This window comes from Veillonella sp. ICM51a (assembly GCF_000524355.1).
GTDB lineage: Bacteria > Bacillota > Negativicutes > Veillonellales > Veillonellaceae > Veillonella > Veillonella atypica.
In genome coordinates, this window is the sequence record NZ_JAPX01000048.1 from 15,220 (window position 1) to 28,209 (window position 12,990).

At 37.9% G+C, this 12,990-nt stretch carries 10 protein-coding genes; all 10 read left to right on the plus strand.

Annotated features, from left to right (window positions below):
• Positions 1-26 precede the first annotated feature (26 nt).
• The 10 genes from HMPREF1504_RS08745 (at position 27) to HMPREF1504_RS08790 (ending at position 12,974) form a co-directional block, all read left to right on the plus strand.
• Positions 27-1,067 (plus strand): hypothetical protein, encoded by a 1,041-nt coding sequence (locus HMPREF1504_RS08745; protein ID WP_005380866.1) that lies wholly within the window; start codon positions 27-29, stop codon positions 1,065-1,067.
• Positions 1,068-1,913, plus strand: a complete 846-nt coding sequence (locus tag HMPREF1504_RS08750; protein ID WP_005378472.1) for a stage 0 sporulation family protein — start codon at positions 1,068-1,070, stop codon at positions 1,911-1,913.
• Positions 1,906-2,634, plus strand: a complete 729-nt coding sequence (locus tag HMPREF1504_RS08755) for a tRNA1(Val) (adenine(37)-N6)-methyltransferase (protein WP_005382479.1) — start codon at positions 1,906-1,908, stop codon at positions 2,632-2,634. Before HMPREF1504_RS08750 ends, HMPREF1504_RS08755 begins: the two co-directional genes overlap by 8 nt.
• The gene (gene rsmI, locus HMPREF1504_RS08760; protein ID WP_005380853.1) at positions 2,621-3,466 is read left to right on the plus strand and encodes a 16S rRNA (cytidine(1402)-2'-O)-methyltransferase; all 846 of its coding nucleotides are present in this window, start codon (positions 2,621-2,623) and stop codon (positions 3,464-3,466) included. The genes HMPREF1504_RS08755 and rsmI overlap by 14 nt, the downstream gene beginning before the upstream one ends.
• A 34-nt stretch (positions 3,467-3,500) precedes the next feature.
• A complete protein-coding gene (gene metG / locus HMPREF1504_RS08765; protein WP_005380905.1) occupies positions 3,501-5,450 on the plus strand; it encodes a methionine--tRNA ligase in 1,950 nt (649 codons plus the stop codon).
• On the plus strand, positions 5,450-6,220 hold the full coding sequence (locus HMPREF1504_RS08770; protein WP_005380831.1) for a TatD family hydrolase: 771 nt from the start codon (positions 5,450-5,452) through the stop codon (positions 6,218-6,220). The genes metG and HMPREF1504_RS08770 overlap by 1 nt, the downstream gene beginning before the upstream one ends.
• A gap of 151 nt (positions 6,221-6,371) precedes the next feature.
• Positions 6,372-7,907 carry a Ppx/GppA phosphatase family protein gene (locus HMPREF1504_RS08775; protein WP_038125153.1) on the plus strand — a complete coding sequence of 512 codons (1,536 nt, stop codon included), beginning with the start codon at positions 6,372-6,374 and terminating at the stop codon, positions 7,905-7,907.
• Between the two features lie 9 nt (positions 7,908-7,916).
• On the plus strand, positions 7,917-9,467 hold the full coding sequence (locus HMPREF1504_RS08780; protein ID WP_038125155.1) for a Ppx/GppA phosphatase family protein: 1,551 nt from the start codon (positions 7,917-7,919) through the stop codon (positions 9,465-9,467).
• Between the two features lies 1 nt (position 9,468).
• Positions 9,469-11,586 carry a polyphosphate kinase 1 gene (ppk1, locus tag HMPREF1504_RS08785; RefSeq protein WP_038125158.1) on the plus strand — a complete coding sequence of 706 codons (2,118 nt, stop codon included), beginning with the start codon at positions 9,469-9,471 and terminating at the stop codon, positions 11,584-11,586.
• Positions 11,587-12,002: 416 nt separating this feature from the next.
• Positions 12,003-12,974, plus strand: a complete 972-nt coding sequence (locus HMPREF1504_RS08790) for a 3D domain-containing protein (protein WP_038125159.1) — start codon at positions 12,003-12,005, stop codon at positions 12,972-12,974.
• Positions 12,975-12,990 lie beyond the last annotated feature (16 nt).

Sequence of the window (12,990 nt, forward strand, 5' to 3'; positions counted from 1 at the left end):
TAATATTGGACAGGATAGGAGGGATTATGACATATTTTGATAATGTAATCGGTCAAGATACGATTAAAAACCACCTAACTGAATTGGTAAAACGGCAAACATTACCACATAGCTTGTTGTTCTATGGAGAGGCTGGACTTGGTAAACTTGATATGGCTATAGGGTTAGCATCGTTGATTTTAGGACGGCAGGTATTTCCAGGCCATAATGGGGCTGAATATCTAGAAGCGGTAAAAAATGCACGCCTTGCCAATGGTGAAAGTGAAAAGAAAATAGAAGCGGAAGGTTTACCTATTTATATGGATAAGGGAGATGCATTTTGGATTCGTCCTATGAAATCAACCTTAAAAGTAGAACAATGGTATTCCCTATTGCAAGATCATCTATCTGTTGCTGGTCTTGGAAACCGCGTCGTTATCATTGAAGACTTTCACATGGCCAATGCTATTATGGCGAATGCCATGTTAAAAACGATTGAAGAACCACCGGCACAGGTGTACTTCATTATTATTACGAACAAGATTAATCTTGTGTTGCCAACAATTATTTCACGGTGTATGGGTGTGGGCTTTCAATCCGTTTCGGATGAAAGTATTCGCTACGCATTGCAGCAACGTGGTATTACAGGAAACATAGATGAAGCTATTTCGATGGGCCATGGTAACCCTGCTGTTGTGGAAGCATTAGTACAACAGGGAACGATAGCCATGTTGGAATTAGCCATACAATGGATGCGAACATTAGGCTCTGATTCACGATGGTTTTCAAAGATTGCCATATGGTGTGAGTCATTGACCCGTGATGATGCATTGGATTTAATGCATTGGTTACGATTGTTAAGTCGCGATATGATGGCCCTTAAATGTGGTGCAACCATAGAGCAACTGCAAGTACCCATGCATAGAACAGTATTATTAGAATTATTACCGCATTGGCCAATGGCCGCTTTAGCAACTGTAGCTCATGAAACATTGCGCGCGGAACAGGCACTGCGGTTACACATAAAAATCGCTCTCGTGATGGACGGTCTTAGTATCGCCCTTCACGATGCTCGTGAGGAGGTTTAGATGGTAACCATCGTTGGCGTACGATTTAAAAAGGCTGGTAAGATTTACTATTTCTTACCTGGCGAAGAAACTCTAACAATCGATGATGGCGTCATTGTAGAGACAGCGCGTGGCGTTGAATATGGTACGGTTGTAATTGGACCAAAAGAGGTTGCAAAGGATTCTTTAGTGATGCCTGTTAAAGAAGTAATGAGAAAGGCTACACCTAAGGATTTACAACAATTAGAAAAGAATGAGGAACGAGAAGAAAAAGCCTTTGCTATATGCTTAGAAAAGATTGCGAAGCGCAAATTGCCGATGAAGCTAATTAATGTAGAATACACATTTGATATGAATAAAATTGTATTCTTCTTTACAGCTGATGGGCGCATAGACTTTCGTGAGCTAGTAAAGGATTTAGCTACTGTCTTTAGAACGCGCATTGAGTTACGTCAAGTAGGTGTTCGTGATGAAGCTAAAGTGTTAAATGGCATAGGTGCCTGTGGCAGACCTTTATGTTGTTCTAACTTTTTAGGTGATTTCTCACCTGTATCGATTCGTATGGCTAAAGATCAAAACTTGAGCTTGAATCCGACCAAGATTTCTGGTGTATGCGGTCGTCTCATGTGCTGTTTAAACTATGAAGACGATTTATATAAAAAGGGTGGAGACCTTTATGTGAAGAAGGATAGAACTCCTTCGCCTCGCGACGTAGAGCCACCAGGTATCGGTAAAGAGGTCGTAACTGATGAAGGTATCGGCAAGGTTCTTAAGGTAAATCATCATAAACATACAGTTAAGGTTCAGTTGGAGGCAGGTCGAACCATCGATTTAAAATGGTCTGATGTGGCATTGCCAGATGAATAATCAAGAGCAACTCGATGATTTGATTATCGATGATTTAAAGATATATCAGCGGCAAGATCAATTTCGCTTTTCCTTTGATGCTATTGCATTGGTTCATTTTTGCCGATTTAATCAGCGTCATCGATATATAGACTTAGGCACAGGTACAGGGGTATTACCGTTAATAGGTACATCTCTAGGTGCTGGTCATATTACAGGTGTTGAGATTAATGATGTAATGGCTAACATGGCTGAACGCAGTGTTCTATATAATCATAAATCCAATGTTGTATCCATAGTTCAAGGTGATTATCGCACTATGAATTATCAGCAATTTGGTTCCAAACCTTTTGATGGTGTTCTAGTGAATCCTCCTTATTTTGACCATCGACGAGGTGAAGTGCCTAATAATCATCATCTTAGCTTGGCATTACATGATGGTTGTACTTCTATTGATGATGTATGTACAGCGGCTTCTCGATTAATCAAAAATAAGGGGCGTTTATGGATGGTATATAGTGCACCTCGTTTATCAGAGCTCATACATGCATTAACAGCGGTTGGATTTACTGTTAAACGAATACGCATGGTTCATGGTATGATTCATAAACCGGCTAAAATCGTTTTGATTGAGGCTATAAAGGGCGGTGAACAAGGGTTAATCGTTGAGCCGCCATTAATCGTATATAGCCAACCTAATGTGTACACGGAGGAGGTGTCTCGTTGGTATGAACGAAAATAACAAGGGCACCTTGTATTTAGTGCCTACGCCCATTGGCAATCTAGAGGATATGACGTATCGTGCTGTACGGATACTGGGAGAGGTTGATGCTATTGCAGCCGAAGATACACGGCACACCGGTATATTGTTAAAGCATTTTGAAATTAGTAAGCCTTTGATTTCTTATCATGAACATAATAAGGAAGAAAAAGGAACTGTTATTATAGAGATGTTATTAGAGGGTAAGAATATTGCTTGTGTTAGTGATGCGGGCATGCCTGCTATATCTGACCCTGGTGCAGATCTTGCATCGAAGGCCATTGCACAAGCTATATCCGTTGTACCCTTACCGGGGGCTAATGCAGCATTAACGGCGCTTATTGCATCTGATTTAGATACTAAACAATTTACATTCTTCGGTTTTTTACCAAAGCGTGGGAAACATCGCAATGATGCTCTTCAGCTTATGGCGAAACAACGAGGAACGCTAATATTTTATGAGGCACCTCATCGTTTACAAGAGGTTCTCTGTGATATGTATGAGGCCTTTGGCAATCGACCGATTACGATTGCTCGCGAGGTAACTAAAAAGTTTGAAACCTTTTTACGCAGTGATTTAGCTTCTATTTGTGAGAACCTAAATCAAATTATCTATAAGGGCGAATTTGTCTTAGTGATAGGTGGTTGTGAGACGGGTGAACCGACTGATGATATGGAAGAACAACCTATATCCTATGAAGCAGCCGTAGCCGAATTAGTAGAAACAGGAGTACCAAAGAAGGAAGCTATTCGCGAAGTAGCAAAACGCTTTGGCGTTTCTCGCCGTGAGGTTTATAATATTGTAGAGCGATAACACTTTCACAAGTGATGAATAGAAGGAGATTATGATGGGCGATACAAAGAAGACATTTTATATTACAACTCCAATTTATTATCCTAGTGCTAAATTGCACATAGGTCATACATATTGTACATCTGTAGCTGATACAATTGCTCGTTTTAAACGTTTAGCTGGTTATGATGTACGATTTTTAACTGGCTCTGATGAACATGGTCAAAAAATTCAACGTGCTGCTGAGGCACAAGGTATTACACCATTAGAATATACGACTAATATTGTTAATGGATTTAAAGCATTATGGGAAAAAATGCATATTTCCAATGATGACTTTATTCGCACTACCGATGCACGTCATGAAAAGGTAGTTCAAGAATTATTTACGAAAGCTTACGAAAAAGGCGATATTTACAAAGCAGAATACGAAGGTTGGTATTGTACACCTTGCGAATCCTTCTGGACTGAACAAAAACTTGGTGAAAATCATACCTGTCCAGATTGTGGACGTCCTGTAGAGCGCGTTAAAGAGGAAAGCTATTTCTTTAAACTTGGTAAATATACAGACCAATGGTTGAAATTTATCGAAGAAAATCCTGATTTTATTCAACCTGAATCTCGTCGCAATGAAATGATTCAATTCGTAAAACAAGGGCTTGAGGATTTGGCTGTATCTCGTACCTCTTTTGACTGGGGGATTAAGGTTCCTTTCGACCCTAAACACGTTGTGTATGTTTGGTTCGATGCATTAGTAAACTATATTAGCGCATTATCTCCTTTCGATGGGGATGGTGAACTATATAAGAAATTCTGGCCAGCAGATCTTCATTTGGTGGGTAAGGAAATTGTTCGTTTCCACACTATTATTTGGCCTATGATGCTCATGAGCCTTGAGTTGCCATTGCCTAAAAAGGTATTTGGCCACGGATGGATGATTGTAGATGGTACCAAGATGAGTAAATCTCTAGGTAATGTTATTGATCCAAATCCATTGATTGATACATATGGTGCGGATTCTTTGCGATATTATTTGTTAAGTGAAATTACATTAGGCCATGATGGAAACTTCACATTGCCTAACTTTGTAACCAAAATTAATGCGGATTTATCTAATGATTTAGGTAATCTTTTAAATCGTACTATTGCGATGATTGAAAAATATCATGGTGGCATCATCACAAAAACTAATGATGTAGATGATTTAGATAAAGAAATTTCTTCCTTGGCAGAACAAACGGTTGCAGATTTTGAAGCCCAAATGGAAGCTATGGAATTAAATAAGGCCCTTAAAACAGTATGGGCTTTCATCAGCCGCATGAATAAATACATCGATGAAACTATGCCTTGGGTCTTGGCTAAAAGCTCTGATGAGACAGATGTACGTCGTTTGCAATCCGTTATGTATCATCTTGCTGAAAGTTTACGTATCATCGCTGTTCTCGTAAGTCCTGTTATTCCAGTAGGGGCTCCAAAAATTTGGGACCAATTGGGACTAGGTGGTTTTGAGCATGTACAATTGGATGATGTGCGCACATGGGGCGGCATCCAAACTGGTACGAAGGTCGTAAAAGGTGAACCGATTTATCCACGTTTTGAAGTTCCAGAAATGGTAGACATCACTGCTGTAGAAGAAAAAACTACAGAATCTGTTGATACATCGAATATTCCACCTTTAAAAGAAAACATTAGCTATGATGATTTTGAAAAATTGGATCTTCGTGTAGCTAAGGTTGTAAGTTGTGAAAAGGTACCTAAGTCTAAAAAATTATTGAAATTTGTATTGGATATTGGCCTTGAAGAACGCACCGTATTAAGTGGTATATCTCAATATTACGAGCCAGAATCTATGGTTGGTAAAAAGGTAATTTACTTAGCAAACTTGAGCCCTAAAAAGATGATGGGCATAGAATCTTATGGTATGATTTTATCCGCTTCTGATTGGGAAGAACATTTAGAAGTTACCAATATTGAATCATTACCAGCAGGGAGCATTGTAAAATAATGAAACTCTTTGATACACATGCACATATTAACGATAATCGTTTTGATAACGATAGAGCTGATATGTTACAATCTTGTTTCGATGCAGGCGTTGAATACATTATGATTCCTGGTGTTGATAGACAAACTGTTGAATCTGGTGTTGCATTGGCTGAAACAGATGACCGTTTATATGCGGCTGTAGGCACACACCCTCACGAAGCGAAAGATTTTACCGATGATGATTATGAATACTTTAAAGAGTTAGCATTACGCAATGATAAAGTGCGTGCTATCGGTGAAATCGGCCTAGATTATTATTATGATTTTTCTGATAGACCAACGCAAAAGAAGGTGTTTATACGTCAACTCGAGTTGGCTCGAGAGGTAGATTTGCCTATTATCATCCATGACCGTGATGCCCATGGTGATATCATGGATATATTGAGCAACGAAGGCAAGGACAATTGGGGGATTTTCCATTGTTATTCCGGTAGTTGGGAGATGGCTAAAGAGGCTATTAAATTGGGATTCTATATATCCTTTGCTGGACCTGTTGTATTTCCAAAGTCTACGAAGTTAAAAGAGGTTGCTAAACAAGTGCCACTTGACCGTATTCTTATTGAAACGGATTCTCCGTATTTAACACCACCTCCATTTAGAGGCCGTCGTAATGATCCGAGTAAAACACAATTTGTGGCTCAGGAAATTGCATCCTTACGCGGTATGGATGTAGATGAGTTTGCTTCGATTGCTTATGAAAATGGCAAACGTGTATTTGGAATAAAATAAATACTGCTAGTTATAGGATATATGTGGACTAATTATGGTTTATACATATATCCTTGGTAGGACGCGATTCTTTCGTAGAAAGGATCGCGTTTTTCTATGGTATACTAACATATATAGTCTATATCGATTTGGGCTTATAAAGGATGATAAGATGGAACGCATTGCATTTATTGACTTAGGATCGAATTCCGTTCGATTCGTTATTTATGAAATATCAGATACAGGTAGTTATCGCTTAATTTATCAGGAAAAAAATTCCATTCGCTTAAGCGAAAATATGTGGGGCAATCATAAACTGACAGAACCTGCTATGAATCGTGCCTTAGTATCGCTACAGTCTTATGTACATATGGCAAAAGCGCTTGAAGTAAATTCTATTAAAGCTGTTGCTACAGCAGCTGTTCGATTAGCTAAAAATGGTGATGAATTTATTGAAACCGTGAAACGTGAGACTGGGCTTGATTTAGAATGTATTTCAGGAGAAGAAGAGGCTCGTTTAGGCTTTTTGGGTGTTATTAATACGATTGGTCTCAAGGATTTTGTTATTTTTGACTTAGGCGGAGCCAGTACTGAAGTTACATTAGTAAGAAATCGTCAAATTGAACAGTCTGTTAGCTTACCTATTGGTGCTTTAACATTAACCGGAACCTATCAGAAGGGCGATGAGTTTACTGACAAAGAATACAATAAAATGATTAAGGCCATTAGAAAGGCCATAGAGGAACAACCTTGGCTTAAGAACACTAAAATGCCTCTGTTAGGTATTGGTGGTACTGCACGAAATATAGCCAAAATGGATCAACGTAAATTATCATATCCTATTACTAAATTACATAATTATGAGATTCCATACCATCGCTTTACAGAATTATTGGATGAGGTTAGATCTAAACCGTTAGCGCAACGCAAAAAAATAAATGGTCTTTCATCCGAGCGAGCTGATATCATAATTGCGGGAATGAGTATCGTCTATGAATTATTTAATTATGTGAATTGTAAAACCTTAGTCGTAGGTGGTTCTGGCCTTCGAGAAGGTTTATTTTATGATTATTATGGGCATAACTATTTAGGTGGTAATCCTATTATTCCAGATATATTGATTCACTCTGCAGAAAATGTTTTATTGGAGATGACACGTCATGAGCTCGTTCATGCTAAATATATTTGCAGATTAGCTGATACATTATTTGAACAATGGTGGTCCTTGCATAAGGGCGATAATGCGCTGCGCCGTTGTTTGCAAGTAGCATCATTATTGCATGATATTGGCAAACGTGTGAATTATTATAGTCATGCTCGACATGGTTGCTATATGCTGGTTAACAGTAATCTATATGGAATGACACATATTGAACAGGCTTTTAGTGCGTTTCTCGTTATGAATTCGCATGGTTTAACACCTAAGGAATATAAAAACTTCTTGTACGGTAAACTACTGGATGATGAGCAGCGTTCGATAGGGCAAAAGTTGTCAATTATTCTAGCTATTGCTGAGGCTCTTGATGAAAGCCATGAACAGCTGGTTATGAATTTAGATAGTCGAATTAGTCCAGATGAGGTGCGTTTGATTATACAGTATCCAAAGCATCGAGATATTGATATAACAAAAGGGGCTGTTGAAAAATTAGTGAAGCCTTTTAAAAAGGAATTTAAACGTCAGTTAGAAATTGAGTGGTCCCCTCAGTAGGAGGTAGGTATGACATTATCAAAAGTGCTCAGATATGCTATTTTACATGTTGGGTCTAGTAGCATGAGCATTACAATATTAGAATACAAAAGTATTGATGATGTACGTGTCATCGATTATGCAGCTCGAGAAGTGACCTTTGGAGAAGAATTATTTCAAACTTCACGTCTTAGCTTTAAAACGATTGAAGAGATTTGTGACATTCTTAAGGGCTATAAACAATTAATGGCTGATTATGGTGTGTCTAGATGTCATTTATATGGCACTACCGTAATTCGAGAGGCCACTAATAGAAGGGCTATATTGGATCAGATTTTTATACAAACTGGCATGCGTGTTGAAGTGATAGATATGCCTAAAGAGGTATATTTTAAGTACGCTCTTGTATATTACGAAATGATGTACCATCATAAGGCGACAGATGAGGATACAGCTTGTCTCTTTGCAGATGTTACATCTGGAGGGGTTGGTCTAACAGCTTGGAGAGGAGCATCTTTGTTATTCCAACAAAACATGCATAGTGGTTCTCTCCGTGTTATGGAGTCTTTTAACAGAAATCAAAGGGCTTCTATATCGTTTAGCACTGCTATTACAGAATATTTGCATCGTATGATTAGTCCATTGCGAGAAGAATTGCAATTATTTAATATTAAGAATGTCATATTTTCCGGTGATGAAGCACGTTTAATCTTACAATTGATGGGATATAGTGATAGTGAACCTATTACAACAATTAACCCACAGCAATTTAAAGAGCTAGTAGACTCCTTTGATGGTATTACGGCTACCAAATTAATGAATCGGTATAAGATACCGGAATTTAAAGCTAATATTCTTATGCCTACAATGATTTTGTTTGCAGAAATCATTAATGCGATTCAACCAGAGTCTTTAATATTTAGTAGTTATTCTTTTTCACAAGGTATTAGTTGGTTTTACGGTGTAGAATCTGAAAATCATCCGTATATGTATCAGTTACGTGAGCAAAATGCTGACTTAGCACGTGCTATAGCGGCTCGTTATCACACGGATTCTATACATGATAGGGAGGTTGAACGTTTTAGTTTAGCCTTTTGTAATGCATTGCGTCATAAAGGCTTGCCAGAGCGGTGGGGATATTTGTGTCGCATAGCGGCAATCTTGTGTTCTGTTGGTAAATTTGTAAGCCTTAGAAATCATGGCGAGCATGCGTATCATATCGTCATGGGAACTGATATATTTGGACTTTCAGAGGAAGAAAAACAAGTAGTTGCGAATGTAGTGTATTACCACTATAAAGGGACACCTTCAGATGATGATGATTGCTTTAGAGTGCTAACAGAATTACAAAAAATACAAGTTACAAAGCTTGTTGCTATCGTCCGTGTAGCCTGTTCATTAGATGCGGGAAGTAATCAAAAAATAGACGAGATACGATTAGAAGAGAAGGATAAAGAATTAATTGTTCACGTACGGACAAAGGAAAATATTTCTCTTGAATGGTGGACGTTTAATCGAGATTCTATCTATTTTAGCGAAATATTTGGTATGGAAATTTCCTTGACCATAGGGGGTGTATAAGTTGTTTACAAGTCCAAAGTACTATTTTAACCGTGAATTATCCTGGTTAAAGTTTAACCAACGGGTTGTATTAGAAGCGATGGATACGAGCAATCCCTTAATGGAGCGTTTACGCTTTATCGCTATTGCCAGTTCTAATTTAGACGAATTTTTTATGATACGCGTAGCGGGATTACGTCATCAAGCTATGAATGGTATTGTTAAATATGATGCTGCTCATATGGATGCCAAGGCACAGCTCAAAGCTATCGATGAATCTGTACAACGTTTAGTTTCGTTACAATATACATATTTACATCGCGTTTTAGCAGATTTAAAGGAAAAAGGGTTTAGTTTTTTTCATCCTGAAGAGTTAGATGTAAAGACAAAGGCCTGGTTACGTCATTATTTTGAGGAACAAATCTATCCTGTGGTCACTCCATTGGCCGTTGACTCAGGACATCCATTTCCTTTTTTGGCAAATAATACGATTAATGCTATTGTTCGCATCTTTCAAGTTCAACCAGATGGTACAAAGGATTATAAGATTGCAATTTTGCCAATACCGTCAGTATTAGATCGAATTATCGAGGTACCATCCTCCTCAAATAAGGTACATCGATTTGTGTATTTAGAGGATGTTATAAGTTATTATGCGATTCAATTCTTCCAAGGTTATGGTATTGAAGAGTCTATGATTTTCCGATTGACTCGTGATGCGGATTTGGAAATCGATGAAGAAGACGCAAAGGATTTATTGACAGAGGTCGAAGCTTCTTTACGGCGTAGACGCCGTGGTGATGCGGTTCGCTTAGAGGTTGTTGGAGGTGGTTCTCCTGAATTGTTGCGTACCGTATTGGCAAGTGTAGAACTTGAAGAAAAAGATGTATACCATATAGATGGTCATTTAGATTGTCGTATGTATTTCGATTTTTCAAATTACCCTGGGTATGATAATTTGCGCTATAAACCATTTGAGCCTAAAATACCAAGCGATTTAATTGGATTCGAAGGAGAAAATTTACTCGATGTGATTCGTAATAGAGATATATTTGTACATCATCCTTTTGAATCCTTTAGTGTGGTTGAACAATTTGTAGCACAAGCTGCGGTAGATCCAAATGTCTTGGCTATAAAACAAACCTTGTATCGCGTTAGTGGAGAATCACCCATTATTGCGTCTCTTATAAAAGCAGCGGATAATGGTAAGCAAGTTACTGTTTTGATGGAAGTAAAGGCCCGTTTTGATGAAGAGCATAATATTACTATGGCTCGTAGATTAGAAAAGGCGGGTTGTCATGTTATTTATGGGTTAAAGGGGTTAAAAACCCATTCTAAGATTACAATGGTAGTTCGCCGTGAAGAAGATGGTATACGCCGTTATGTGCATTTAGCAACGGGGAATTATAATGGTAAAACGGCCCGCATATATACGGATTGTGGCATTTTTACATGCAATGATGAATACGGTGATGATGCATCTCGCTTCTTTAATTTGATTTCTGGTTATTCGGATCCACCGATTTGGAATAAGTTTATCGTAGCACCATTAAATTTGAGAGAGAGAATTATGGATCTTATAGATGAAGAGATCCAATGTGCTAAACGTGGTGAAGATGCATATATTATTGCAAAGATGAATTCATTACTGGATAAAAAAGTCATTGCCAAATTATATGAGGCATCTGCTAATGGGGTGCGTATTGATTTGATTGTACGGGGAATTTGTACGCTTAGACCTGGCATTGCAGGGGTTAGTGATAATATTACGGTACGTTCAATAGTAGGGCGTTTCTTGGAACATCATAGATTGTTCTATTTCCGAAATGGAGGCAATGAAAAAATATTTCTTTCTAGTGCGGACTGGATGCCTCGCAATTTAAATGAACGGGTTGAATTGATGATTCCTATTGAGGATAAACGTCATAAAGCAAGAATTAAAGGTATTCTAGACTTATATTTAGTAGATACATTAAAAGCACATCTTATGAGATCCGATGGTTCTTATTATAAAGTATCTAATATAGAGGGGCCGTTATCTGCACAAGAAGAATTAATGGAGGCTGCTAATACACAAGATAGTAGGGAGCAAATGACAGTCATAGAACGATTTAAGCCAATGTTTAAGATGAAAGAATAATGAAATTTCAAAACGCTGTTATATAGATGTATAAATATAGATTATAAATACCCAATTTACGTATGTTTTAGTCGTTTTATTTATTGTAATATGAAATGTAAATGAAAATTTAGAACTTTAATATATTTTGTGGTAACAATAGAAAAACTCATAAATATTCACTTTCGAAATAATATATACATCGTATACTATATATTGTAGTAGTATCTTATATACCTCTACAATTTTGCTTATGTAGTATGTTATCGAAAAACTTAGATATGTATTTATACAGTGGACAGAGTGTAAAAAAACAAAAGATTTAAAATGAGAAAAACCATATATTATAAGGGTTTATCGGAGATTGTTAACCTTGTGTGTTTGACAGGTTATATCTAACTGTAGTAGAATATGATTGTTACAGGAGGTATTTCGTAATGAGAATTCAAAAGACGCACAAGCGATATATATCGTCTGTGGTTGCTGGATTGATGGTAACTGCAATAACCTTGACTGGTTTTTCTTACAACGATAAAACTGTTACAGTCATGGCTGATGGTGCAGCTCATACTGTTAAAACACATTTAAATTCGAATGAAGGTATCGTGCGTAACGCAGGTATTAAATTAAATCCGAAAGATAAAGTAATTAGCGATTCTAATTCTGTACAAGAAGGGACAACACTTACAGTAGTAAGAGCATTCCCAGTATCTGTTACAGTAAATGGAAAAACTAGAACTGTTTATACTACACAAACTACAGCCGAGGATTTAGCAGAAGAATTAGGCTTTAAAGCTCCTAATTATACCACTGCAGCTAGTGGTGCTATTCAAGCTGGTAGTAATGTGGATATTGTACGTGTTACAAGCCGTGCAGTGAATACTGTGGATCAAGAAATCCCAGTCCAAGTTATTCGTCAAAAAGATGACACAATGGCTCAAGGCGAAGAAGAAGTTGTTCAAGTTGGTCAACCGGGCACTGAACGCGTTCAAGTTGAGACATTATATAATAATGGCACCGCTATTAGAACGAATGAATTGTCTAAGTCTGTAATGACAAATATGGTACCTACAATTATTAAAGAAGGTACTCGTGAAGTAACGACATCCCGTAATGTATCTGGCCGTGCATCTCGTTCCATCGTTATGGAAGCATCTGCTTATTTAGCAGGTGATGGCGACGGTGCTGGTATTACTGCTACAGGTATTCCTGCAGTACGCGGTGTAGTTGCTGTTGACCCTGATGTGATTCCATTAGGTACGCGCTTATTTATTCCAGGCTATGGTGAGGCCGTAGCAGCTGATACAGGCGGTGCTATCGTGGGAAATCGTATTGACCTTGTTATGGACTCCTATGGTGAAGCCATGGACTTTGGTCGACGTGATGTAACAGTTTACGTACTCGATTAATTCATATTAATAATAA